This window comes from Alteromonas sp. S015 (genome assembly GCF_036864485.1).
GTDB lineage: Bacteria > Pseudomonadota > Gammaproteobacteria > Enterobacterales > Alteromonadaceae > Alteromonas.
In genome coordinates this window covers 281,542-307,845 of the sequence record NZ_JAZETO010000001.1, presented here as the reverse complement: position 1 = coordinate 307,845, position 26,304 = coordinate 281,542, and the positions used below count along the sequence as shown (strand labels likewise).

Sequence of the window (26,304 nt, the reverse complement as noted above, 5' to 3'; positions counted from 1 at the left end):
ACATCAGACCTCTGAAGTTTCTTTTGCTGAAAATGCTAAAAGTGTGGCGCCACCGTCAACTAATTCACCTGGATTGAAAAAGAACTCTTTTACTGAACCGTCGTGTGGGGCGATGATGCTGTGCTCCATTTTCATCGCTTCCATGACTAAGATGGGTTCCCCTTTCTTAACCTGCTGACTTTTTTCAACTAAATGCGCAACTATTGTCCCATTCATAGGAGCACTGAAATTGGCATCATCACCATCGCTGTTATCATCACCAAGAGATGCTGAGATTACGCTGAACTTAGCATGGGTGTCTTTGTTAAAAAGGGTACACTCATTATCATTGTCTGAAAATGTAAATGTTGATTTGTATCCATTAATCGTTGCTTGCAAAGTATTACCTACAAGCTTGCCCTCTACGTTATAGGAATTCTCGCCTATAGATAGCTCCCAAGCATCTCCACTACTACGACGCAGGTGCTTGACATCAACATGCACTTCGTCTTGATTGCAAAGTAGGCTTAGGGTTTCTGTATGATTTGCGTTAGCGCGCCACGCACCAACAGTTGACCACACTGATGGGGTCTTGTTACTTGTGGAAACTTTTCTATTTAACAGTGAAAGCAATGCCATTGCAGGAATGGTAGCTTGGGTGTCATCGTTAGCAGCATCCTCACTTATCGCGCTAAACAAAGAATTATGGTGCTTCTCTACAAATGTAGTTGTTAGCTCAGCAGCAACGAATGAAGGGTGGGTAGCGACACGCTTTAGGAAGTCTATATTTGTGCTTACACCGTCAATGTAGTAGTCACCCAATGCACTAATTAGGCGCTTGAGCGCTATCTCCCGGTTCTCTCCCCAAACCACAAGCTTGGCAATCATAGGGTCGTAAAAAACGCTTACCTCATCACCTTCAACAACACCTGTGTCAACGCGAACTACGTCATTTTCTTTTGGTGTGTGCAACAGGCACAGCGTGCCGGTAGAAGGTAGAAATTCGTTGTTTGGATCTTCAGCGTAAATGCGTGCTTCGAATGCGTGTCCTGTTAACGTGAGCTCATTTTGCTGCTTAGGAAGAGGCTTGCCTTCAGCAATAGTTAGTTGCCATTGAACTAAATCCTCACGGGTGATCATTTCTGTCACAGGATGTTCTACTTGCAAGCGCGTATTCATTTCCATGAAGTAAAATGAATCGTCTTCATCAAGTAAAAACTCAACCGTTCCCGCACCGACGTAGTTAATGGCCTTCGCTGCGAGAATCGCCGCCTCTCCCATGTTTTCTCTCACTGACTGAGACATATTTGGGGCTGGGGCTTCTTCAATAATCTTTTGGTGGCGGCGTTGAACCGAACAATCACGCTCGAATAGATATACGCCATTGCCATGAGTGTCACAGAAAACTTGAATTTCAACGTGACGAGGGCGCGTGAGGTACTTTTCAACTAGCATATGGTCGTCGCCAAAGCTCGCCATAGATTCACGTTTAGCTGCATTTAATGCTTGAGAAAACTCGTTTTCACTCCAAACTTGTCGCATGCCTTTTCCGCCACCGCCAGCAGCGGCTTTTAATAGGACTGGGTAGCCCATTTCATCGGCAGCGCCTTTTAATACAGCTTCACTTTGATCGTCGCCGTGATAGCCCGGTACCAAAGGAACACCTGCTTGTTCCATAATGTGTTTTGCGGCAGACTTAGACCCCATTGCTTCGATTGCAGATGCTGGTGGACCTACGAAGATAATATTGTTTTTGGCGCATAGACTCGCAAACTCAGCATTTTCCGAGAGAAAGCCGTAACCTGGGTGAATAGCGTCTACACCAAGTTCTTTAGATTTCTCAATAATGAGTTCACCTCGTAAGTAACTTTCCTTTGACGGAGATGGTCCTAGATAAACTGCTTCGTCAGCCATTTCTACATGAAGGGCATGTTCATCGGCGTCTGAATAAACTGCTACCGTCTTTATACCTTGAGCGTTGGCTGTCTTAATAACGCGGCATGCAATTTCGCCACGGTTTGCAATTAGTAATTTATTTATCATTTTGAACCTCCACCCATGACGCACTGCGCTTTTCTAAAAAGGCTGACAGACCTTCTTGACCTTCATCAGAGGTTCTAACTTGAGCAATAAGTTTGCTCGTTCTTGTGAGAAGAGCATCATCAATTTCTTGCGTAGACACCCATTGCACTAACTCTTTTGCTTTCGCCACTGCTAGGGGACCATTTTTCAGTACACTAGATAAAATAGTGTCGATAGTGCTATCGAGTTCGTCTTCGGTAACAGACTCGCTCAACAGCCCTAAACGTCTTGCTCTGCGTGCAGAAAATACTTCGGCGGTCTGGAAGTAGCGTCGGCATACTTGTGCGCCCATTGCTTCAATAACGTAGGGGCTGATGGTTGCTGGAATAAGGCCAATTTTAACTTCGCTTAAGCAAAATTTACTCAGTTTGCTGCCAATAGCAATGTCGCAACATGCAATTAAACCAACAGCGCCGCCAAAAGCTGCGCCTTGTACTCTTGCTATTGTGGGCTTCGGCATTTTATAAAGCGTCTGCAGCATGGTTGCTAATGCATGTGCATCACTTTCATTTTGTGCTTCGGTGTAACTGGCCATTTTTTTCATCCAGTTCAGGTCGGCCCCAGCACTGAAACTTTTGCCTTCTGCTCTTAGAATTAGAGCCCTAACGCTTTTATCTTCACCCGCTTTTTTAAATAGGCGAGTCAGTTCGTTTATCATTTCGTCGTCAAAGGCGTTATGTTTCTCAGCTCTGTTTAAGGAAACAGTGGCAATGTTTCTTTCATCTACGCTGTAAATCACTGATTGTTCCATTACCTGCACTCCTACATTCTAAATATGCCAAATTGGGTGTCTTCAATAGGTTTGTTAAGTGACACTGAAAGCGATAGGCCAAGCACTAATCGCGTATCCGCTGGGTCAATAACGCCATCATCCCAAAGCCTTGCAGATGCATAGTATGGATGTCCTTGTTTTTCGTAAGTGTCGATGACAGGTTGTTTAAAGGCCTTTTCTTCTTCTGCAGACCATGACTCACCTGAGCGCTCTTTCTGGTCGCGCTTAACTTGGGCGAGAACGCCAGCAGCTTGTTCACCACCCATTACAGAGATTCGAGCGTTTGGCCACATGAAAAGGAAGCGTGGGTCATAGGCTCTACCGCACATGCCATAGTTACCTGCACCGAAACTTCCGCCGATAAGCACAGTGAGCTTTGGTACATTCGCACAGGCTACGGCGGTTACCATTTTTGCACCGTGTTTTGCGATACCACCATGCTCGTATTGCTTACCGACCATAAAGCCTGTGATGTTTTGTAAAAACACAAGAGGGATTTTTCGCATGGCACATAGTTCGACAAAATGAGCACCTTTAAGTGCGCTTTCACCGAAAAGTATGCCGTTGTTAGCCACAATGCCTACAGGGAAACCGAAAATGCGTGCAAAACCACAAACTAAGGTTGTGCCGTAAAGCGGTTTGAATTCATCAAAATCTGAATCATCCACAATACGCGCAATGATTTCTCTTACATCGTATGTCTGACGACTATCGGCAGGCACAATGCCGTAAATGTCTTTGGTGTCGTAGCGCGGAGGTTTTACCTCGGCCACGTCAATGCATTCTGGCTTCTTTCTGTTTAGTCTGGAGACAGCATTTCGCGCCAATGAAAGTGCGTGATGGTCATTGTTGGCGAGATGGTCGGCAACGCCCGAAATTCGAGTATGAACGTCACCACCGCCAAGCTCTTCTGCGGTAACCACTTCACCTGTTGCGGCCTTAACAAGCGGTGGGCCGCCTAGAAAAATAGTCGCTTGTTCTTTGACGATAATGCTTTCATCAGCCATGGCGGGAACATAAGCCCCCCCAGCAGTGCAGGAGCCCATTACTACTGCAATTTGAGGGATATTCTTAGCAGACATATTCGCTTGATTAAAAAAGATGCGACCAAAGTGCTCTCTGTCTGGGAATACGTCATCTTGACGGGGCAAGTTAGCACCACCTGAATCTACTAGATAAATACAAGGTAGGTTATTTTGCTCTGCAATTGTTTGCGCTCTAAGGTGCTTTTTAACGGTTAGAGGGTAGTATGTACCGCCCTTGACGGTGGCATCGTTAGCTACAATCATACATTCGATACCAGCAACAATACCTATACCGGCAACAACACCAGCACAGGGGACATAGTCTTCATACACTTCCCATGCAGCTAGCTGGCCTATTTCCAGAAAAGGCGTGTCTGGGTCAATCAGTGCATTGATTCGGTCGCGAGGTAGAAGTTTTCCCCGTGACACGTGGCGCTCAGCCGCTTTCTCACCGCCACCTTGGCAAATTTGTTCTATTTTTTCGACTAAATCATTTACCTGAGCCTGCATGTGCTCGGCGTTAGCGATAAATGTTTCAGATTTCGTATTTATACTTGAGCGAAGAACGGGCATAACCCCTCCTTGTGTTGGGCATAGGCGACGGCTGTCGCGTTAACCACTAGTTAGCAAGATAATTAGCAAGACATCCATGCTAAGCCCTTTCGCTGCGTTGGGCGTCTTTGCAATTCATTAGCCTGTTAATAAAGTTCAGCTTTCGTAAACCCACTTAATAGGGAGAAGGGGGGGGGCTTTCTAACTTCCGTGACACTAGGAATGCCTAAGCTTTCCCTGTTGCAAACGAAATTATTTTCCACCCAGAACTCCTTATTATTTAGATTCGTTAAATAGCTCGCGGCCTATAAGCATTCGGCGAATTTCAGACGTTCCCGCGCCAATTTCATAAAGCTTGGCATCACGTAATAAGCGGCCCGTCGGGTATTCGTTGATGTAGCCATTACCACCAAGTAGTTGAATGGCATCTAATGCCATTTTGGTTGCTAGCTCTGCTGAGTAAAGGATAGCGCCAGCAGCATCTTTTCGCGTTGTTTCACCGCGATCGCATGACTGTGCAACGGTGTAAACATAAGCGCGTGCAGCATTCATTTGTGTATACATGTCTGCTACTTTGCCTTGTACTAGTTGGAATTGACCAATTGATTGGCCAAACTGCTGACGGTCGTGAATGTAAGGTACTACGATATCCATGCACGACTGCATAATGCCTAGCGGGCCACCTGATAAAACAAGGCGCTCATAATCCAAGCCACTCATAAGTACGCGAACACCTTCGCCTTCTTTGCCTAGAATATTCTCCGCAGGCACTTCGCAATCTTCGAAAACTAATTCGCAGGTATTAGATGAGCGCATACCAAGTTTGTCGAGTTTCTGTGCGCGGCTAAAGCCAGGGAAGTCGCGTTCTACAATAAACGCTGTGATCCCTTTTGGACCCGCGTTAGGCTCGGTTTTTGCATAGATAACAAAGGTATGTGCATCAGGACCGTTTGTTATCCACATCTTGTTTCCATTAAGGATGTATTTATCACCGCGCTTTTCAGCTTTTAATTTCATGCTAACGACATCAGAACCTGCGTTAGGCTCACTCATTGCTAACGCGCCGATGTGTTCACCGCTTACTAACTTAGGCAGATACTTTTCACGCTGGGCACCATTACCGTTTTTAAAGATCTGATTAACACAAAGATTCGAATGTGCGCCATAGCTCAAACCAATACCACCTGATGCGCGACTAACTTCTTCCATAGCGATCGTATGCGCAAGGTAGCCCATATCAGAGCCACCGTATTGCTCTGAAACAGTAACGCCCAATAGGCCCATAGCGCCAAGTTTTTTCCACAATTGGTTTGGGAATTGGTTATCTGCGTCTGCTTGTTCAGCAAGAGGAGCAATCTCATTTCGTGCAAATTGATAGACCTGATTACGTAACATCTCGATGTCTTCGCTAAGTCCAAAATTTAGAGTAGGGTAGGAGGTATTCATGCGATATTTCCTCGTTTTAATTCTGCGAGTTCTTCACGGCAACGTGCTTCAACATCATCCAGTTCAGTCATCAACATCTGGATATCCTCTAGTTGCTGTTTTAGCACCGCTCTTTTTTGTTCAGTCATTTCAAGCATGGCTTCTAACTGAATTGCCGAATTCGGATTAGTGTCGTACATGTCGAACAGTGTTTTGACCTCAGCGAGGGAAAATCCTAGTCGTTTTCCTCGCAAGATTAGCTTTAAGCGCACTCTATCCTTGTTGAGATAAATGCGATTTTGCCCCGTTCTTGAAGGCGACATCAGCCCTTGCTCTTCGTAAAAACGAATTGAACGAGGAGTAATGTCAAACTCTCGGGCGAGTTCGCCTATTGCATATGTTGTTTCGTCATCGTACTTGCTCATTACACGTACCTTGTATTTCAGCGCTGTTTAACACCTTTGTTTAAACGTGGGTGTCTTGTAATTAATTTTTCTGTAGTAGGTTGGGTGTCTTTGCAATAGCACTATCGTTTTAAGGTAGATGCTTTTATATATCACTATATTAAAACGTAGTGTTTGGTTGACACATACTTAGTACAGGTTTACGTTAACGTTAATTACATTTTACGTTAAGGTAAAGTAACATTTTGCTAACGTCAATTTTTCATGGTGAAGGCAAGACGTTGTAGCTGTTAGGGGTGTTTACTTTTGTATACATCTACGTGGTTTTCTTCACTTAACTCTATAATTTAACTGAATTTTAAGGGCACGGTTATGAGTAACGAATCAGTAGTTATTGTCGCGGCTAAGCGCACACCAATGGGTGGTTTCAACGGTAATTTGTCTTCGCTTGCTGCGACTAAACTTGGAGAAGTTGCGATTAAAGCAGCCTGTGAAGAGATGGATGTCTCTGCAATTGACGAAGTCATTATGGGGTGTGTATTACCTGCTGGTCTTGGTCAATCTCCTGCGCGCCAAGCGTCGTTGGGAGCGGGGCTTCCATTAAGCGCTGGCGTGACAACTATCAACAAAGTGTGTGGCTCGGGCTTGAAAGCGGTAATGATGGCGCACGACTTGGTTAAAGCAGGCAGTGCGACAGTAGTAGTAGCGGGCGGAATGGAAAGCATGAGCAATGCGCCTTATATGTTGCCTAAAGCTAGATCGGGATATCGTATGGGCCATGGCCAAGTGCTTGATCATATGATGCTAGACGGTTTAGAAAATGCCTATGACGGCAAAGCAATGGGCTGCTTCGCGCAGGATACTGCTGATGAAGAAAAAATTTCTCGCGGCGAAATGGATGAGTTTGCATTGAGCTCGCTTTCCAAGGCACATGAAGCAATAAACAGCGGAACTTTCGTCGATGAAATAGTACCTGTTAAAGTGTCTTCTAGAAAAGGCGATAATGTTGTTGATACCGATGAAGGCCCGAGTTCCGCTCGCCCTGAAAAAGTTCCCACACTGAGACCTGCTTTTAAAAAAGACGGTACGGTCACCGCTGCGAACTCAAGTTCAATCTCTGACGGTGCAGCGGCTCTGGTTGTAATGAGCGAAAGCAAAGCAAAAGAACTTGGTCTAGCACCGCTTGCACGCGTGGTAGCTCACGCAACAAATTCTATTGAACCTGAAAACTTCACCGTTGCACCTGTTGGCGCTATGGAAAAAGTGCTGGATAAAGCAGGTTGGACGAAAGAAGAGGTCGATCTTTTCGAAATTAACGAAGCGTTCGCTATGGTTACCATGCTGGCAATTAAAAAGCTTGGACTTGACAAAAGTAAGGTGAACGTTAAGGGCGGCGCTTGTGCATTGGGTCACCCAATTGGTGCATCGGGTGCGCGTATATTGGTAACTCTTCTTCACGCGCTTAAGCAACGCGGGGGGCGCAAAGGTATCGCATCTTTATGTATCGGCGGCGGTGAGGGTGTGGCGCTAGCTGTTGAAATGATGTAAACATTGATGAATAGCTAACATGTAAAATTTTTAATCACGGAGTGTGAACACATTTGTTCCGCTCTGTGGTTCAATATCAATAAAAATACCAAAGCATGAAGACTGTTATTTACGTTATCTATTCCACAATATTTGTGTTTGCGCTATTCACTTTACCGCTTGTCGTTAAAGGCCAGACAAACTCATTCTTACATACAAAATTCACTTACGATGACATCCAAGTTAATGAAGTCGTTTATCGCGTTTACGAAGACACCCACGTTAACTTAACTCAGCCTGAGCCTCTTGAAGCTCAATCATCTATAGATGTTTCGGACGATACTGCTTCTGATGACACCCATGCCAACAGTGAATTGTCGTCCGACTACACCAAGAAAAAAAGCAAGATACCTTATTCAGCATTGGGTGTCTTGCCAACAAGTATAGCTGATGAAGAATTTAGCTACGGCGATGACCCGCTACAAATGGTATATGCCTGGCATGGCCGTTCGTTTGCTAACGAAACCTTTGGGGATAAAGCGTTAATCTTTATTCATGGCGGTTGCTGGCTTAATGCTTACGGATATGATCATGCGAAGGGGATGTATCATGCTTTAGCAGAGCTTGGAATGGGTGTCTACGCAATCGAGTATCGGCGAGTAGGTGATGAAGGTGGTGGCTGGCCTGGTAGTTTAGACGACGTAACACGGGCAACAAATATAGCCGTAAAGCGAATTGAAGAAGAGGGGCGCTACACGAACATTTACATTGCAGGGCACTCTGCCGGTGGGCATTTAGCCGTGCTGGCCGCGCAACGCCTGTCATCAGTTCTAGACTTGTCAAACGCAAATATTAATCACGTAATCGGGTTAGCAGCAATAACGGATATCCAGTCCTATGCCATGGGCCATAACAGCTGCCAGTCGGCTACAGCGAAATTCATGAAGGGTACGCCTGAAAATGTCCCAACCGCGTATCAAAAGGCGACCCCAACGCCTACCCTTAGTATTTTTCCAGTTACGCTTCTACAAGGTGACGCTGACTCTATTGTACCAGCGCATCACGCCGAACTATCAGGCGCCAGTAAACAAATAATTAAAGATGGTGGCCATTTCGATTGGCTTCACCCTGAATCAACATCCTTTGATGCTTTACTTGAGGTTATTAGTGAACATGATGAATAAGGTTTTTTCAGCTGAACAACTTGATATTAAAGATCCACTTCGCGACAAGGCTCAGGCATTTTCGCTTCCTGAGAACACGATCTATTTAGACGGTAATTCGCTTGGGCCTTTGCCTAAGCTTGCTAGACAACGCGCTGATGAAGTTGTTAATACACAGTGGGGCAAGGGGCTCATTACAAGCTGGAATAAGCATCAGTGGATCCATCTACCTCAAATAGTGGGTGATAAAATTGGAGGCTTGATTGGCGCTACGAATGGCCAAGTTATTTGCTGTGATTCTATTTCTATTAACCTATTTAAAGTACTTAGTGCGGCGTTAAAAATGCACCCGGAACGCAAGGTGATAGCGACTACCCGTGATAATTTCCCTACTGATATATATATGGTGCAGGGACTGCTCGAATTACTGGGCAGTGAATACAGTATTCGCTACGTGGATGAAGCACGCATTGAGTCACAATTAACCGATGATATTGCCGTTTTGATGCTGACACAGGTTAATTTCAGAAGTGGCAATAAGCTCGATATGCAAACCATTACCGAGCAAGCGCATCAAAAGGGTATTTTAACGTTGTGGGATTTAGCGCACAGTGCTGGGGCGTTTCCTGTCAGTCTAGACGCATGTAATGTGGATTTTGCCGTTGGCTGTACATACAAGTACTTAAATGGCGGGCCTGGCGCGCCAGCGTTTATCTATGTAGCCAAACGGCACCAAGCACAATATCACCAACCTTTATCTGGTTGGATGGGGCATACCTCGCCTTTCGCATTTTCGCCTGATTATTCCGGCGACAACTCCATAAAGCAAAACTTGTGCGGTACGCCGGGAATTATTGGCATGAGTGTTTTAGACGCGGCATTAGATGTATTTGAAGATGTGTCGCTTAGAGCTATCGATGAAAAGTCCAAAAAACTACAGGCATTTTTCATCGCTGAAGCCAAACGTGCAGGCCTTCTGGACATGTTTTCTATTGAAAGCCCCTCTATTGGTAATCGAGGCAGTCAGCTTGCTTTCGCTCACGACCAAGCGTACGCCATTTGCCAAGCGTGGATTGCTGATGGCGTTATTGCAGATTTCCGGGCACCGAATATTCTGCGAATAGGTTTTGCTCCGCTGTATATAAGCTTCGCAGATATAGAAAAAGCGGTCGCAAGTCTCGCGAAGATTATGAATGAAAAGCGCTATGAAAACGAAAAATTCCAGCAAAGGCAGAGCGTTACCTAATGACAAAACGAGATTGTCAGCTAAATAATTGCAATTTTTTAATTTACGCTTAATACTTCGCGATTGTCATTGATAGCTTAATATGTTCTGGGTGTGCAGTTGAAAATAATAAGAAACTATCTGCTTTGTACCATGTCGTTAGTAGTAGCAAGTTGTTTGAGCATCCCCCTACAAGCAGAGAATGGGCAAAAAGCGGCATCTGAACAATCGAATAACGTAACATATTGTGTAGATCCTAACTGGGCGCCATACGAAGCAATCAGAAACGGTATCCATGTGGGGATTTCTGCCCAATATTTACATCTTATCGCTGAAATATCTGGTTTAACGTTTACTCTCATACCCACAGAAAGCTGGCAGCAAAGTCTAGAATACGTCGAACAGGGGAAATGCCAAGTTATCCCCATGCTAAATACTTCCGATTATCGCAAGCAGTTTCTCGACTTTAGCCTACCTTATTTTGAAGCGCCTAATGTATTGGTGGCGAAGTCAGGAGTGCCAATGATACAAGGCTACACGGGAGTCGGAAGTCGCGTCGTAGGTATAGTTCAGGAATACCGCCAAGTGGAATACATATCTCGTCATTATCCGGGGTTGCGCTTGAAGCTTATTCCATCAGAAGAAGAAGGTCTTAAGCGGCTTGCGAATGAGTAGTTTGATGTAATGGTCGGCTCATTAATGAGCGTAAATATGCACATTAATAATTTAAAACTGAAAGATCTCCATATCGTTGGTTATGCCGAGCCCTTCGATTCATTAGCTTTTGGTGTGAACAAATCTTATGGACACTTGGTCGACAAGCTAAATTACGCCATTGAACGTATTCCAGAGGCTAGAAAGGTAGAAATTTACAAGCGCTGGAACAATGTTCAAGTTCGTTATAGTCGCAATTACGTCGTTATGGTTCTGAGCACCATAATTGTAGTTTTAATTTTCTTACTTTTAGTTTTTAGAAATAGAAACGTTAGCGGCTATAAACGTATAATTAACCAAAAAAATGAGGAAATAGGTGCGCTGCAGGCAACCTTGTTAGAGGCGAACAAGACACTCGCTTTCTTGTCAGCCCACGACACTGTGACGGGGCTATATAATCGCAACCATATGATCCAGCGTGCCGAAGAAGAAATCTCACGTTTTCATCGATTCCACACTACAGCCTCGTTAATTGTGATCGAATTAACACCGTTACATGACGATGGCGATCCAATTAAATCTCCGGCAAAAGAAGGCGTGCTCAAAACGGTGGCAACGAATTGTCTGAATACTGTTAGAGAGGTCGACGTTGTCTCGCGTTTTAGTGCAGAGCAATTTATTATTCTGTGTCCTCAAACCAAATTAAATGCGGCCAAAATTCTTGCAGATAGATTACTAGACTGTCTATCTACGCACTATACGTTGAGTGAGAACTTTAAAACCGCTATGGGTATCTCTGAGCTTAAAGTGTCTGAGGAGTTTTCAGAATGGTTCGAACGAACCATAAAGGCACTTCACAACTCAAAGCGCCAAGGGTGTGGAAACGTGTCAGTGGCGCAGTAATATTAGCAAATCAGGTGCGTTAAATTAATGGGTCGTAATGCCATTGGTGCGAATCATAACTAATTTGCGCTCTGTCGTATTCCCGTTCTGAGCGCCAGTTACGACTGTTGAGCTTGGCTGATACCCCGGGATAGAGACGCTTGTTTGCGATAAGTTTTATATCAGACTGGTAGTTTTCTTTGGCAGCGTCGACGTCATTCGCTTTATTTTCAAGCCACTCCAACAACGCGCTTTCGTTATTAAAAAGCTCTAAAGCCTCGGCTACTTTGCGTTGGAGTTCTTTAGGTACCTTTTTATTTTGTATTAGGTTTATCTTTTCCCTGTGTTTAAGGTTGTTTTCGCGAATTTGCTTTAGTAGTTCATCTAAAGACTCTTTGCGCTCTAACAATTGATTAAAGCCTGGGCTGAAATCGACTTTTAATGTACTACCAGAAACTGCGCCTAATGTACCAGCCTCAACGCGGTCTTGGCTGATAATATCGCACGCAAACAGATTCCCCATGGGCTTATCAATTTGTCCAACTATAACGGCGCCGCCGCAACGCAGACGACTATAAGCCAGTTGGCGACCAACCGTTATATTACCGCCACATTGGATATCAATGCCTTGACCGTGCTGAACGTGGATACTGCCAGCAGCGACTAATTGGCACTGGAACTCGCCTTGGGTATCGTTAACTTTGCCCATTGCCCCTTCAGTAATGATAATATCGCCACCTGACTCTATATATGCCGACTCAACAAAACCGTTAACCGTTACATCGCCAGCAGCTTTGATTTGCATATTCTCTGTAACGTCGCCGTTAACCAATACTGCCCCTTCGTAGTTAACATGCCCAGAACCGACGTTTACGCCGTTACAAATAAAAGTATCGTCAACGTTCATTGTCTGGTCTTGGTACTTCGGCATACCAGAAATTGAAGACATCAATAAGTTGGCGTCACTGTCGGACACTACGGTACCGCTGCCCATTTTAAAATCAACCCACTCTCCCGCAACAGCTGGAATTTTATTCCCTTTTACATCGAAGCCAGAACGTCCCTGAGTAGGTTCAGTCCTTCTTAATACTGGCGTATTTACTTTAACGCATATAATTTCGCCTAAATTACGCATATCCACGCGTTCGCCGTCACCAGTTTGGGGTTTCAACACTCTTTCAAGTGCGTTTGGCACTAAAGGAATAAATCTAGAATTTTTACCATTTCTAGCGGGTAAGCCTTTTGCAACAACGTGCTCGTGTACTGTACCAGGAGGCGATTGCCTTACTTGGTTGAGCATAGATTCAATGATTTTGGTGCTTAAGCCACGTACAATTTTATTTTTTGCAGCAAGCGCTTTAACGGCACTTAAAGAAGGCACTTTACCGCCATAAGGCGAGGTCATTACAAGGCTTGCCTGCATTCCATCCTCGGGAATGCGAAATTCGATTTCAGCGTTTTTGCGCTCCCCAATGCGGTCCTGAACTACAGTGCTATCGCCAGTCTTAAAATAATGATTAGCCGTGTCACAGGCCGACTTTAACGCTTTTTCAGAAATATAAAGCCGCTTAGTTTCACCGCTATCTAGTTGCTTTCTTATTTCTCTATTATCAACTTCTGAAGTGAATTCAGAAGGTGTTAATTGCAAGTTGATATAGGTTCTTGATTTATCGAAGCTTATTGTTACGCCATTCATAACTTCTTTATTTCCTTGCGCGCGTGTCTTGTTTTATCGGCGGCTTCTATCGATTACTTGACGTTGTCTTATTCTTAGTCTGCCTACTTTTTATTATTCACTAATTTAAGGCGTTCTAAAACGTCCGTCAAAGGTTTTCGGCATATTGGTAAAGTGCGCGCAATATGGCCTGTTTTTCGGGATTATCACTATGTTCATGAGCCAGTGATTCCAACTGCACCAAATAATTCTCTAATGTGATAGAACCATGAAAAGCTGAGTCAGTCAGGCGGGCTTGCCGATGATGCTGCCATCTAGCCATTTCATCTGCGGTTAGCGTGTTAGGATAATTTCTAGCACGATAGCGAAACAATTGCTTTCTAAGCCCTTCGTGCTGCGTTTTTTCACTCAGCGTAACTAAATCATCGGGCTGAGCGTTGATTACACGCTCGCACCATCTTCGGTCTTCGTCGCTAAGGAATCCACCGCTATACAGCGCGTGATCAATATCCAGCTCACCACCGTGAATCTCGTCATCGTAAACACCTACAATTTTATCGGCGAGCCTAGGTATACTGGCGAGTACTTTGTAGTTCTCTAAGCAGCGTTTACGGTCTAGCCCTAGTCTTGCGGCATTGTCTTCTGTCATTGCTTTAGCCGTGGTAATAAACGGCGAGCGGTTGACATGAATGAGTTTAAGCCCAGGTCTTTCTAGCACATCATCAAATGTATCTGACGGAGCGTAAAGCGCCTGCCGTATCTCTTCTGGTGTATCATTCACTAAGCTGTCGATGTCGTGCGACAGATCTACAGCGATAAATGCATTACTATTGGTTGGATGCTTTGCCACAGGCATAACCCAAGTACAACAACCTTGGGAAGCGGGTAATTTGGATGAGATATGAAGCAATACGGATGGTTTACTGAGATCTATCTGCTGCATAACCGTGTGTTTGCTACGTAATGACAGCGCATAATCGAAAAGGCGAGGCTGCTTTTCTTTTATCAGTTTAGCAAGTGCGATTGTGGCGTAAACGTCACTCAATGCATCGTGCGCGTTTTCGTGGCCAATATTATTGGCAGCAGTTAACGCCTCAAGTTTAAAGCTTGGTGCACCATCTTCTCGGCGTGGCCAATTAATACCATCGGGTCTCAGTGCATAGCACGCTCGCGCTAAATCGATTATATCCCAACGGCTATTGCCATTTCGCCATTCACGTGAATATGGGTCGTAAAAGTTTCTATAAAACAGGTAGCGGGAAACTTCATCGTCAAATCGGATACTATTAAAGCCCACACTACAGGTATTTGGCGTCGACATTTCCTGATAAATTCGCGCGGCGAAGTCAGCTTCGTTAGAACCGTCGCGAATGGTTTGCTGCGGTGTTATGCCGGTCACCAAACACGCTTCTGGATGTGGTAAATAATCATTCGCAATGGCGCTCATGATATTTATGGGTTTACCAATCACATTTAAATCCATATCAGTTCTTACTGCAGCGAATTGGCAGGGGAGATCTTTTTGTGGGCTGGTGCCAAAGGTTTCAAAATCGTGCCACAAAAATGTAGGTGCGTGCATAACCACTATTGCGATGTTGGAGAAATATTGATGGCAGTGTACACCGCGAGAAATTGAATACCAAATGCTGGCGTTAATATGAACAGTGATTTATTTGCTAGCCATCGCCAGGCCCTAAAAAAACGCGTTAATCATTGTCTTTTTTTGAACATTTTGTGTTTTGATGTATTGCGCGAAACTTGCGCAGTAACAAAATGAAGACTAGCTTTAAGTTATCAAAATTTATACGGATATTGCCCTGTTTGTCGTTATACAAATCCAGTTCATTCATCATTGATGACCTTTGTACTGTCTTAGCGGTCATCGAGGCAGCCTAGCTTACCTATGCTAATTGTGTCATCTTACGTCTAACATCGCGTAAAAATCTTATCAATAGCGTGCTCTGAATTGGTTCTAGGGATTTATACTCAAACTATCTTACAGGTTGCGCGCGCATATAACATCGCTACTAGGAGTAAAGCTTTTGAACCCATCTCGCATTTTTCGCCAGCCCCATAACGTGCGACATGCACTGTATGCTATGGGAGCGCTAGCAGCGTCTATAGCCTTCATGAGTGCTAATGTATTAGCGGCTAATTCCCAACAACTAGAAAATCCGCGTGTAGCTATCGCCATTCATGGCGGTGCAGGTACAATTTTAAAATCATCGATGACGCCAGAGAAAGAAGCAGGCTACAAGAGAGTCTTAACCGAAGCGGTGCAACATGGTTACGCACTGTTACAAAAAGGCCAAAAAGGTGAAGTTGCGGTAGTAGAAACCATCAAAATTCTTGAAAGTTCGCCGTTGTTTAATGCTGGCATTGGTGCTGTGTATACCTTCGATGGTGAACACGAACTCGATGCGTCGATAATGCACGGTGGCAGTAAAAATGCAGGCGCCGTTGCGGGCGTGAAAACAATTAGAAGCCCAATAGAAGCAGCGTTACTGGTTATGAATGCGTCTCCCCACGTAATGCTCTCTGGAACAGGTGCCGAAGAATATGCAAAAGAATACGGCCTTGAGCAGGTAGACAACACGGTTTTTGATACCGAGTTTCGCAAGCAAGCTTTAGATAAAGCGAAGGCACGTATGCAGCAGGTCTCTAATGGTTATGGTTCACAGCAAGGCAGTGAGCGCTTTGGCACCGTAGGGGCGGTGGTATTGGATAGTGAGGGGAACATTGTTGCTGGAACATCAACAGGGGGGATGACCGCCAAACGATACGGACGCATTGGAGATTCGCCCGTTATTGGAGCAGGCACCTATGCGGATAATGAAAGTTGTGCTGTATCGGCCACTGGGCATGGCGAGTATTTTATTCGATATAACGTGGCAGCCGATATTTGTGCGCGAATGAAATACCAAGGTTTAACGTTAAACGATGCTGCCAATACCGTAGTGAACGACGTACTGGTTAAAGCCGGAGGCGATGGCGGCGTAATTGCAATTGACGCTAAAGGTAATGTAGCAATGCCGTTTAATTCTGCAGGGATGTATCGCGCTAGTGTTGACATAAATGGTAAAGTGAAAGTGGCAATCTATAAAGACTAATCACGTAAAAATTATTTGTTATTTTAATGTTAAATGTGCTGGCTTGTATGCAGCGAAACGTCTAACCTTAAAGTGTGGGGGGAAATTGCTTTCACATGTGGTTAAAAATAATTGAAGTGCCGTAACGCCAAATAACTCGCAGTATCGGTCACACTGAGGCGCCACGGCTGGAGAATTGAAAATGGAATCGTTGCAAGTCAGTGATTATATGAATACTCACCCAGTGAAGCTTAATGTTGATATGCCCGTTGCGCAGGCTGTTGAGGTGCTGTTAGCCAGTGGGCAAAGTGGTGGTCCGGTTCTCGATAACAAAGGCAGAGTGGTAGGCTTTTTGTCAGAGCAAGACTGTATCGCTCAAATGATTGCGTCAAGCTACTATCGCGAACAAATTTGTAGGGTGGGGGAAATCATGAAAACGCCTGTGGTTTCGGTAAAGCCCTACATGTCGGTAATTGAATTGGCGCAGCTTTTGTTAAAAGAAAAGCCCCGGGTTTATCCTGTAGTCGATGACGATGGCGTACTTTTAGGCTGTATCAATCGAACGGCAGTGTTGCGGGCTATAGATGTTCAATTAAACGACGGATATCGTCGCGCAGGCTGATAGCGGCTGTAAATACGTAGACAAGAAAGAGTGAACTCGATCTTGTCTACGTTATTTACGCGTGCTAATTGTTTAGTGCATTTGTGTCGTTTGCTAGCTGTCTGATTGCTTTTTTCAAGGTTGCGCCAGAGACCAGCTTAAAGTTTTGTGTCTCTGATGGCATAACATTTCTGCCGTCTTGAACTACCCATAGACCTTCGCTGTAAATACCACCTAAGTTAGCATTGGTTGCTTCCAGTCCATCGGTTTCGGATACGCCATCAATTCTATTATTGATATCGGCAGTAATTTGAATAACCCCTATAAGTGTAAGTTGGTCGACGTTTTCTTTGTTAATATCGTAAATTGCATAGCTGTTATTCCCTTGGCTAGATGCGATCAGATATTTTTGTTCATCAACGGTAAATAGAGCTAACCCCTCGATATCAGCCTCTACTGGCGGTGCTATTGCTGAAATAAATGTAGGTGCATTATCGGTTGAGCCGACATCTAGTGCCCAAATGCCAGTAGCTTCCTCACCAAGATAAGCAGTACGGGTTTGCGTATCTACCACGCAGCCTTCAGGTTGTGAAGGAAGGGAAAACGCTTGGCTTAACTTTCCAATCACTGCTTTATTCTCGTTGATTGATAATTCATATCGTTCGAAGTGGCCACTGGTATCATTCGCAAATACATGGGCTATACCATCATTGACAAAGAGGCACATGCCGTAAATGTCGCTAAGCGTTGTTTTAATCTCGCCTAAATGGGTAACGTTACCGTTTTTATCTATATCAAAAACAGACAAACTATTGTGTGAGCGGTTTGAAGCAACAGCAATGTCGGTAAACCTTTTAACGCCATTGCTGTTCACACTGTTTACGGCAACCTTGTATCCAACGTCGACGTTATTGACTCTCCCCACTGCTAGGCTTTGACGTTGCTTACCTAAAAGATCGTAAGTATTCAATGCGCCTTTTTTGTCGGTGCCTACTATGCGGCTTTGTGAAGGGGCCTGTTCATTCACCCAAATAGCAGGGTCGTCAGCCGCGTCACCATAGTTTTGCACAGGCTGCGTTTCAGCTGATGGTAAAACACTAGCTCTAGAATGCATGGAAAAGTCACTATCTTTGCTTGCACCTGTTTCGTTTTCATTAGAAAGACACCCATCGTTAAAATAAGCAGCAGACAAATTAAGAGGCAGTTCTGCCGAATAAACATTGCCCGATGCGTCATCGTCAACGATTAGCGAAATACGTGGCCCTTTCTGACGTGAAGAAATAGCCAAGTGGAGAAATTCAGGCTCGATGGTTTCAGCTATTCCACCTACGTCTTGCATCAAAGTTACGAACTCAGCGTGACATTGATTTTGTACCCATACGCCACTTTTGTTCGGGCTAACCCAGCCAACAATGCTGCTGTTTAAATGTAAGGTGTCGTTCGACACAGTGCTCACGCCTTCAACCGGAGTATCTGCGTCATGAAAAATAAGCGTTTTTTCTAGCTCACTTTCAATGCGGGCATCAATCTTCCAAACCCCGGCGAACTCATCCGCCAAATAGATGTTTTGTGTCTTAACGTCGACACTACAGCTTTTTATTCCTGGACCTATGGCGAAATTACGAAGCGGTAAAAACTGGTTATTGTGCAGTTCATACTGGTTGAGGGTGCCAGTGGCATCAATATTTACAATGTGGGGCGACCCGTTAGCATTCATCGCTGCGCATAATGCTTCTGAGCCTTTAGTAGGTTGGCTAAGTAGTTGATGCTCATCCAAGGTATCAACAGACAGGCGATATACTTCAATATGTTGAGTGTTGTTGTTAAACGCTACCAAAGACACCCATTGTTTGTTTTCTAATGAAACTACTTCAGCTTGTGCAAGCGCGTAGCTTCCTGCGATAAACTGCGTTTTACCTAGGCTGTTGGTTATCGAAATGCCTTTATGCTCGTCTATTCGAAGGCTAACAGCATGGGTGCCCTCGTAAGAGTGACTTTTTTCTGAGGGCGATACTTTAAGCGTGTGGCGGCCATGGGTGTCTTTATAAGCGTTAGCTTGATCATTGTTTTGGTAATAAAGTGTTTGCTCAAAACCTTTTTCAAGATGTACAAGCTTAAGTACAGTGCCTGTGGGCTCGCTTTCCATTTTCGCGGCTGTCGTATTATGCGCTGCGCAGCTAAACAGTGTAGCCAGAGCACCGGTAAAAACTGCGGCTTTTGCTACTGCGCAGTGTAGCGCTTTTAATTTTTGATTATCCATTGTCATTATTAATCCTGAATCGTGGTCGGCGAAGAATTTGTGCTGGCGTTATTCATTGTGTGGGTGTAAATCGTCTTCCCATTGTGATCGATATAATTAAGGAAGATGTTGTTAGCTGTCATGCTCACACTGACAAAGCCGCCTGTCGATTTTGCAAATTTTGTAAAGTCGTAGTTACCAACGGGGCGCACTTCTGAGCCGCCACCGGATACGACGTGAACCAGGTCATCCCCATGGAATTGATTGTGCTGAAGGTCGTGCTCGTGCCCAGCTATATAAAGGTCCACGCCATGTTTGTGAAAAATGGGCTCTAATACGTCTCTAATAGCCTCTGTTTTGCCATAGCGTTTACCACTTGAATAAAGTGGATGATGTCCAATGACAACTTTCCACGTGTAATCATCTTTGGCCAACATAGTATTTATCCAAGCAAGTTGCTCAGACGCCCCTTGTAAATAGGCTGTCTGATATTTAGCTTCATCTGCATAGTCGGGGTTTAGCGGGGACGTATCGATAAACAACAAGAGTGCTAAGCTTCCGTCGTCAAGCTTTAAATTCTTACTGTAATACTGCGCCGGCATTTCCCATCGTCGACTTTTAGTGCTGTAGTCTATTTGTGCCTGCCAGTTTCCTCGATAGTCATGGTTACCCAGCACAGGGTACCAGTCGATAAATAGATGGGGTTGATGATAAATGTTTTCGTAAGAAGATAGCCAGTAAGGGTCGTCAATTGACGCAACGCCATTGTCGTAGAAGTTATCGCCAGTGGTTGCGATAAATTCGGCATCTAGTTGGTAGCTTGCAATATCTAGCCATTTAGCAACGTGTTTTTGATAAAAGTGACCGTTGCGGCCCCAGTCACCTAGCGTTAAAAAAGAAACAGCGTCATCCGGTACCGATAAACCTTCAATAATGGTATGCGCATAATAATTATGTGAATATTGCTCGTTGGTAGCCGTTGCATTATTAATAGCAGCATCAATTTTAGCCGCAGGATAAGTGGGGCTTGTCTGCTCTGCCTCTACAAGCTCTGAAGTAAGGCTGCAGGTGAAACAAAACACGACCGCAAACAAGGTTACGAATGTTGGCTTCGTGGTAGGGAGAAATGTGGGTAAACCGTGCATGAAAGACTCTCTAAGCAGGTGACGCAAGCGCCAAGTTAGACACCCGCGAACACCTGAACATTAACAACAAATAAAATTGACTAGTTTAGCTGCCAAGTAAAACCTAGCTCGAAGGTGCGACCATACTCTTCGTATTGTGCGTTTTGATTGCGCGTATCAAAGTAGTTATAGAAAGGCTCGTCACCTAAGTTAATGCCATTGAAATACACCTGCATACTATCGTTAATGTAATAACGGGCCATGAAATCAATCTGTACGTGGTCATCTTCAAATCTGAGCATGTCGCCATCAATCTCTTCGAAGTTTTCACTTTTATATGTGGTGGCTAGGCGGACACTGAAATCATTCGCTTCGTAACCAATGGTTAAGTTACCAATGCGGTCTGACTGATTCGGTAATTGGGTTTCAAATTTTTCGCCGTCTAGGAAGGTCGTCGCTTCAGAGTCGGTAAAAGTCGCGTTGGCAGACACAATAAAGCCATTATTGAAAGCTTTCACCCAAGAAAGTTCTAAGCCGGTTAAATCGGCAGAGTCGCCGTTAATCGGTTGTATAACTTCTTCAAAGCCTTCCCAACCGGTGGTACCTGCTACATCTGCGTATACAACAAAGTTGTCAATATTCTTGTAGAACAGTCCAGCTGAAATTACACCAATGTCACCCGGATAGTATTCAATTGATAAGTCAACGTTTTGCGCTTCATATGGCTGAAGCTCAGGGTTGCCAACTTCAGCTTCTCGTTCAGTTACAAACGTGCCGTCATCTTCCTCAGTTTTACTTTCAATAATTTGAAATGCCGCCACATCTTCAAATTTTGGACGTGAGATGGTTTGTGTGTAGGCGGCACGAAGCTGCAGCTTGTCAGAAAACGTGTATCGGGCATTTACACTGGGTAACCAATGATCGTAGTCACGCTCTGCTTCCCACGGCGTATTTACCACTTCTTCCACGTCAGTTTCTTCGTTTTCTACAAGCTCTACTCGCATACCCGATGTAGAAAAGTCAGTACGCTCATAGCGAACACCTGCTACAAGATGAAGTTTATTTATATCTACGCTGCCCATAATATAAGCGGCAAAGATGTCCTCTTCATTCACATAGGTCGCACCGCGAGATTCTACTTCAGAATTTAGGCTATCTAACTCCAGGCTCTCGCGATTATCGTTGAAGTAGTTACGCATTTCACTTCGATTAAGCCCAGGCCCAAAGTTATCAAGAGAATAATCTGGACTGGCAGCTTGGAACTGCGAAGCGTCTAAGTCATCGAAGTCTCCATCAAAAATAGCGATGCTGCTGTCGCGGTCTTTTTCTCGGCTTCGGTACTTCGAGCCAATTTTTAACTCACCGATATAGCCGCCAAGATTGATAGGGCGGGCCGCGTCGAATTTAATGCTGGTTTCGGTGTCTTTGGTGTAGTTATCTTCAAAGCTAATCTCATCAACCTCGTAAGTTGATAAATCCATGGCGTCAGCATTTTGTGCAACGGTTGGGCGTATAGTATTCAGGTCAGCGCTAATACTGTCATTTTCAGTCTTAAACACGTAATACAATGCATCCGGTTCGTCTTCGTCAGACTTTGCGTAGCCAAGCTGCCAGTTCGCTTTCCAGGTATCTAATTGGTGTTCACCACCTAACGCTATGGTAAAAATACTTTGGCTTTCAAAGCGGTCTTTACTTTCTCTTTCTATTTCTGAGTCTTCGCCATCGAACGTGAATATATTGCCTTGGCGGTATTCGTCGTCAGAAAACTCACTGTAAAGCGTTCGAAGAAAGTATTGGTTGTTGAAGTCAGGACGAAAATCGATATTTAACGCACTACCTAATCGCTCGCGAGTGATCGTGTAGTGACGTTGCTCAAGCTCATCGTCGCCGTTACTTTCAACATTGTCTGAACCAAAGTCTCTGTCAAAATAGGAGATGGCACCAGCCACGCCCCATTCGGAAGAAAGTTTCTTAGTAAACGTACCAGAAAGCTTTGGACTGGTTTGGTCTCGTAAATCATTTTGACTTGCCTGTACGGTAACGCTCGCGGTATCTCGAGCCTTGTCAAACGCACTCACGCTTTTCACCGCTACTGAACCACCAATGGCGTCGCCGTCCATATCGGGCGTAACAGATTTAGACACTTCTAACGTTTGGATGAGTTCAGAGGGAATAACATCAAGGGCTACTGAACGTACACCCGATTCTGGCGAGGGGATATTTAAGCCGTTAATAGTTACATTATTCAGATTGGGGTCGATACCGCGTATGCCGACGAAACGCCCTTCACCCTGATCTCGCTCAATCGACAAGCCTGGTAAGCGCTGTAGCGACTCTGCAGCATTTTGGTCTGGGAACTGTCCAATGGCATCTGCTGATACAATTGACGAGATACGATCTGAAGTTCGCTGCTGGTTTATGGCACTTGCCTGACCGCTTCGTTGACCACGCACTAAAATCTCATCGATAGTATCGCCGCTTCCAAACTCCACGGCTGCACGCGCAATACCATTGTCAGTTACTTTTATTGTTTGCGTGACGGTATCTTCACCAAGATAAGAGATTTCTAAGGTATAAGTGCCTTCAGGAATAGAAGGGAAGCGAAACGTACCGTCTCTGCCAGCTTCGGTTACAAGCCCTAGCTCGAGAAGTTTGATTTGAGCACCGGTATAGCTGCGTGCCTGTGCGGCATCTTTTACTGAACCGATAATTACGCCATCAGCAGCTGAAACAGGTGAAGCCACGCTAAGGCCTAATGCCGCAACGCAGGCAAGTGTAAGAGAAGAGTACGTGGTTTTAATTTTCATTTATTTTCCAATTAATTATGCAGTAAAAAATGCGAAGTAAATAAGTGCTAAACAAGTGAATGAGTACCCTAAGAATTCTGCATGACAGTTATATGACGATTTAAAGGAATAAGCGGGTCGCTTTCGGTAAATGTCGTCTGCTTGCAATTTGTTGAGCCAAATTGACCCTTGTTCAAGTTGCTGATTTTATTTGATATGTTCTTTGTTTTTTGCGTTTTTTGAGTGCATTGCCATCAAGGTGTCACATTACTGAGCCAAACTGACCCTCGACAATTTCATTAAATTTGGGCAAGACTCTCGTTTTGTTTTAAGCGTCGGCGGTCGCCGGGATAACGCGTGATGCTGCCATTACAAGAGATTTCCAAAGAGAACACTATGTTTACCTTCACAAATTCAACACAATTTAGACATCACAAACTTTGGTTAGTATTTACATTTTGCGTAGTAGCGTTGGCGATTTGTCTAGCGTTTATGTTTGGCAATGCAAAAGAAAGTGCGGTGATTTCAGGCCTTGATATTGTGGGGGAGGGAAGCATTGCGTTTTTAACTCTGGCGTGGATGCTAGCGGCACTTGCCAGCCGTCCTCCAGGTAAAGTGACTAGCCTTCTCACCGTAGGCCTTGGCTTCTTTTTATTTTCAGTTAGTTTAGATTTCTTAGACGAGTTTTTTCATTATCCCCAAGGGGCTTACTGGCTAAGCATGATAGAATCTTACCCTGCTGCTGTGGGTATGGTTGTGATGACCGCGGCACTTTATCTGTGGCACTTGGAGCAGCGTGCGCTAAATTTGCAATTACGGCGCAGAGAATGGGACTTTCGCGATCACGATGCCATCGATCCAATCACTCAACTTTATCGCGCAGAGTATTGGAAAGCACAAATCTATAAGTTACAGCAATCGGGTAAGCCGGCTGTCATCGCGATTATCGATATCAACAATTTCTCTCTGTTCAACCAAAGGCACGGGTATACAGAGGGTGATAGATACCTGCACGATATTGCGCAATTGGTGATCATGAATTTACGTCAGCAAGATTTAGCCTGTCGTTATGCCGGTGATAGGTTTGCTGTTTTGATGCCCGACGTCTCGCCCGTGCAGGCCGACGTTATCCTCAACGATATCAAAGTAAGTATTCAGCACCTTGCTTTTAGGCATAGCCAAAATGCAAACGCCATTTACACTACTGCTCGCAGTACTCAAGTGACTTTGTTACCTAACCAACGCCTTGCGACAGTGCTTAACACCATGCTGTTAGAACTTGAGCGCGCCCATGATAGCGCAGCGTAATTAGGCCGGTTTGGAGAGAGTAAACGGTGAAGACAAACGAAAATGCCTGCTTCGAGTAACTCATGGATTTAACGTTACCACGACTTAACGCACTACGAGATTCTGAGGACGAACCTACAACTGCAGGTGTCGAGCGCCGCTATTTAACACGTCTATCTGGTGAGGGTGTCTCTCAAATAGATGATGCTAATGAGCCTAGCTTGGGTGTCATCGATAGTGCTGGTAGTGATCATGTAGTGATGTCTAGCCAAGATAAAGTAATAGTTGGGTATTGGTTAGTGCAGGCGGTACTTAATGTAGCGCTCTCTCGTGGCGCTAATAAAAATAAGCTCTTGCGCGGTACAGGTATTTTTGAAGATGGGTTGCAACACCATTCACTATTAAGCACAAAACAATACTCATCGCTGTTAGTGAATGTTCAAAGCCAAGCGAGAGGAGGCGACGTTAGCTTTTTGCTGGGCGGCGCTTTAGTCTCACAATGGCGATCTAGTCCGCTCAATGTGCTTAAAACATGCGAAAATGTTGAACAGCTTCTTTTTCACCTCACTCAACTGCAAACATTCCGGTGGTGTAGCATACCGCTCTGCCAATTTCAGCGCTTTGAAAGCGTTAACAAAATAATGCTAGTGCCTCATTTTACTGGGGTAAGCAGCAAGCAATTTCAGTTCACCATTGAAGTAGCATTCGCAAGTGTAGTAGCACTTTTGAAAAGTATTGCGAATAAGCGAATACGTATGTCTTTTACTTTTACGGGAAGTCGGCCAAAAAATATCGCTGATTATGAAACCCACCTTGGGCTGAAGTTATCGTTTAATAGCCCTTTTAACAGTATTTGTATTGAAAAAGATGAATTACGCCACTCCTTGGAGCAAACAGTTCAATCTATACACACGATTGAATCGCAGTTTTCTTTGAAAGGTTTCTCAAGTTGCAGCGCAACGCTAACAAATGGAAAGACGTCTATTGAACTGCAAAACCGTATGCCCTTACCTGATTTTGTAAGGCGTTACGTTTATGTATCTTCCAACACCCAGGCAGCAAATATTGGCTTACCTGAATTAGCACAAATATTAGATGTCAGTGTGGCTACATTAAAGCGGAAACTAAAAGAGTACGGCACTAGCTATCGCGCGTTATCAGAAGAAGTACTGCGCAATCATGCACTCTTACTTCTGTCGGTACACAAAGTGAGTAACGAAACTGCGGCTAATGCGATGGGTATTAACGATTTGCCTAACTTCCGACGTACAGTAAAACGGCTTACCGGCAAAACCCCTAGCGAGCTTAGAATTTAACCAGAATTACTCAATAGTGCCTCTCTATGTAACTATGTTCACGTAGCGATGCAACATGAATTTGCAACAAGGCTATGCAGCAGAGCTATGCAAAATGACTAGGCGACGCACACCTCCAATCGCAGAATGGTTGAAATCTCACTCCTTCAAGAACTCCATATTCAATAGTGGCGTTTTGCGCAATCCGCATGGTACAAATCTTCATCGCTAATTGCTCACTCAGAAGGGCGAGCTTAACATGTCCGCATTCTTTGTTGCGTCACCTTGATGTAGTACCACTATATCTGCGGTAACACGCCGTGATAACAAACATTTTAGGTCTCGCTGATGGGGAAATATCAGCGCGTACTGTAATGAGTTGGTCATGGGAAAGTAAATCTCTTTTCAATACTGCAAAAACCTTTTATGCTTTTCAGCTTTAGCTTTTCACCGTTCAAGACCGACACAATATGGTTTCGTTGAAGCGTTTTTTTACGCACTTGCAACCAGTTGGTGGC

The 26,304-nt window shown here is 44.5% G+C and carries 19 protein-coding genes; 9 read left to right on the top strand and 10 right to left on the bottom strand.

Features of this window, described 5'->3' with window-relative positions; translation table 11 throughout:
- Positions 1-3: 3 nt before the first annotated feature.
- From V7R42_RS01280 to V7R42_RS01260, 5 genes are all read right to left on the bottom strand, one after another.
- On the bottom strand, positions 4-2,022 hold the full coding sequence (locus V7R42_RS01280; RefSeq protein ID WP_334018438.1) for an acetyl/propionyl/methylcrotonyl-CoA carboxylase subunit alpha: 2,019 nt from the start codon (positions 2,020-2,022) through the stop codon (positions 4-6).
- On the bottom strand, positions 2,012-2,812 hold the full coding sequence (locus V7R42_RS01275) for an enoyl-CoA hydratase/isomerase family protein (protein WP_334018437.1): 801 nt from the start codon (positions 2,810-2,812) through the stop codon (positions 2,012-2,014). Before V7R42_RS01275 ends, V7R42_RS01280 begins: the two co-directional genes overlap by 11 nt.
- Before the next feature lie 11 nt (positions 2,813-2,823).
- On the bottom strand, positions 2,824-4,431 hold the full coding sequence (locus V7R42_RS01270; protein WP_334018436.1) for a carboxyl transferase domain-containing protein: 1,608 nt from the start codon (positions 4,429-4,431) through the stop codon (positions 2,824-2,826).
- Between the two features lie 255 nt (positions 4,432-4,686).
- On the bottom strand, positions 4,687-5,856 hold the full coding sequence (locus tag V7R42_RS01265) for an isovaleryl-CoA dehydrogenase (protein WP_334018435.1): 1,170 nt from the start codon (positions 5,854-5,856) through the stop codon (positions 4,687-4,689).
- The gene (locus V7R42_RS01260) at positions 5,853-6,260 is read right to left on the bottom strand and encodes a MerR family transcriptional regulator (RefSeq protein ID WP_334018434.1); all 408 of its coding nucleotides are present in this window, start codon (positions 6,258-6,260) and stop codon (positions 5,853-5,855) included. Before V7R42_RS01260 ends, V7R42_RS01265 begins: the two co-directional genes overlap by 4 nt.
- Before the next feature lie 351 nt (positions 6,261-6,611).
- On the opposite strand from V7R42_RS01260, the gene V7R42_RS01255 reads away from it, so the two are divergent.
- The 5 genes from V7R42_RS01255 (at position 6,612) to V7R42_RS01235 (ending at position 11,711) form a co-directional block, all read left to right on the top strand.
- Positions 6,612-7,787, top strand: coding sequence for a thiolase family protein (locus V7R42_RS01255; RefSeq protein ID WP_334018433.1), 1,176 nt, complete (start codon positions 6,612-6,614; stop codon positions 7,785-7,787).
- Positions 7,788-7,882: 95 nt separating this feature from the next.
- Positions 7,883-8,950: an alpha/beta hydrolase family protein gene (locus V7R42_RS01250; protein WP_334018432.1), complete on the top strand. Its 1,068-nt coding sequence runs from the start codon at positions 7,883-7,885 to the stop codon at positions 8,948-8,950.
- Positions 8,940-10,175 (top strand): kynureninase, encoded by a 1,236-nt coding sequence (kynU, locus tag V7R42_RS01245; protein ID WP_334018431.1) that lies wholly within the window; start codon positions 8,940-8,942, stop codon positions 10,173-10,175. The genes V7R42_RS01250 and kynU overlap by 11 nt, the downstream gene beginning before the upstream one ends.
- Positions 10,176-10,274: 99 nt before the next feature.
- A complete protein-coding gene (locus V7R42_RS01240) occupies positions 10,275-10,829 on the top strand; it encodes a transporter substrate-binding domain-containing protein (RefSeq protein ID WP_334018430.1) in 555 nt (184 codons plus the stop codon).
- A 36-nt stretch (positions 10,830-10,865) separates the two neighbouring features.
- Positions 10,866-11,711 (top strand): transporter substrate-binding domain-containing diguanylate cyclase, encoded by an 846-nt coding sequence (locus tag V7R42_RS01235; RefSeq protein WP_334018429.1) that lies wholly within the window; start codon positions 10,866-10,868, stop codon positions 11,709-11,711.
- A gap of 19 nt (positions 11,712-11,730) precedes the next feature.
- Here V7R42_RS01235 and V7R42_RS01230 read toward each other — a convergent pair whose 3' ends face one another.
- Both V7R42_RS01230 and sbcB read right to left on the bottom strand, forming a co-directional pair.
- Positions 11,731-13,386, bottom strand: coding sequence for a DUF342 domain-containing protein (locus V7R42_RS01230; protein ID WP_334018428.1), 1,656 nt, complete (start codon positions 13,384-13,386; stop codon positions 11,731-11,733).
- 127 nt (positions 13,387-13,513) lie between these two features.
- Complete coding sequence (gene sbcB / locus V7R42_RS01225; protein ID WP_334018427.1) at positions 13,514-14,944, bottom strand: exodeoxyribonuclease I; 1,431 nt, start codon at positions 14,942-14,944, stop codon at positions 13,514-13,516.
- A gap of 463 nt (positions 14,945-15,407) precedes the next feature.
- Here sbcB and V7R42_RS01220 point away from each other — a divergent pair, with 463 nt between their 5' ends.
- Together V7R42_RS01220 and V7R42_RS01215 are read left to right on the top strand one after the other, a co-directional pair.
- Entirely contained in the window at positions 15,408-16,475 is a 1,068-nt protein-coding gene (locus tag V7R42_RS01220; protein WP_334018426.1) for an isoaspartyl peptidase/L-asparaginase family protein, read from the top strand.
- A 181-nt stretch (positions 16,476-16,656) separates the two neighbouring features.
- On the top strand, positions 16,657-17,076 hold the full coding sequence (locus V7R42_RS01215; RefSeq protein WP_334018425.1) for a CBS domain-containing protein: 420 nt from the start codon (positions 16,657-16,659) through the stop codon (positions 17,074-17,076).
- Between the two features lie 64 nt (positions 17,077-17,140).
- On the opposite strand, the gene V7R42_RS01210 is transcribed toward V7R42_RS01215, so the two are convergent.
- The 3 genes from V7R42_RS01210 to V7R42_RS01200 form a co-directional block, all read right to left on the bottom strand.
- Positions 17,141-19,315 (bottom strand): phytase, encoded by a 2,175-nt coding sequence (locus V7R42_RS01210; protein ID WP_334018424.1) that lies wholly within the window; start codon positions 19,313-19,315, stop codon positions 17,141-17,143.
- Positions 19,316-19,323: 8 nt separating this feature from the next.
- A complete protein-coding gene (locus tag V7R42_RS01205; RefSeq protein ID WP_334018423.1) occupies positions 19,324-20,439 on the bottom strand; it encodes a metallophosphoesterase in 1,116 nt (371 codons plus the stop codon).
- Between the two features lie 80 nt (positions 20,440-20,519).
- Positions 20,520-23,225: a TonB-dependent receptor gene (locus tag V7R42_RS01200; protein WP_334018422.1), complete on the bottom strand. Its 2,706-nt coding sequence runs from the start codon at positions 23,223-23,225 to the stop codon at positions 20,520-20,522.
- Positions 23,226-23,600: 375 nt separating this feature from the next.
- Here V7R42_RS01200 and V7R42_RS01195 point away from each other — a divergent pair, with 375 nt between their 5' ends.
- Both V7R42_RS01195 and V7R42_RS01190 read left to right on the top strand, forming a co-directional pair.
- Positions 23,601-24,512 carry a diguanylate cyclase domain-containing protein gene (locus V7R42_RS01195; protein ID WP_334018421.1) on the top strand — a complete coding sequence of 304 codons (912 nt, stop codon included), beginning with the start codon at positions 23,601-23,603 and terminating at the stop codon, positions 24,510-24,512.
- Positions 24,513-24,574: 62 nt separating this feature from the next.
- A complete protein-coding gene (locus V7R42_RS01190) occupies positions 24,575-25,807 on the top strand; it encodes a helix-turn-helix domain-containing protein (protein ID WP_334018420.1) in 1,233 nt (410 codons plus the stop codon).
- Positions 25,808-26,304: the final 497 nt, after the last annotated feature.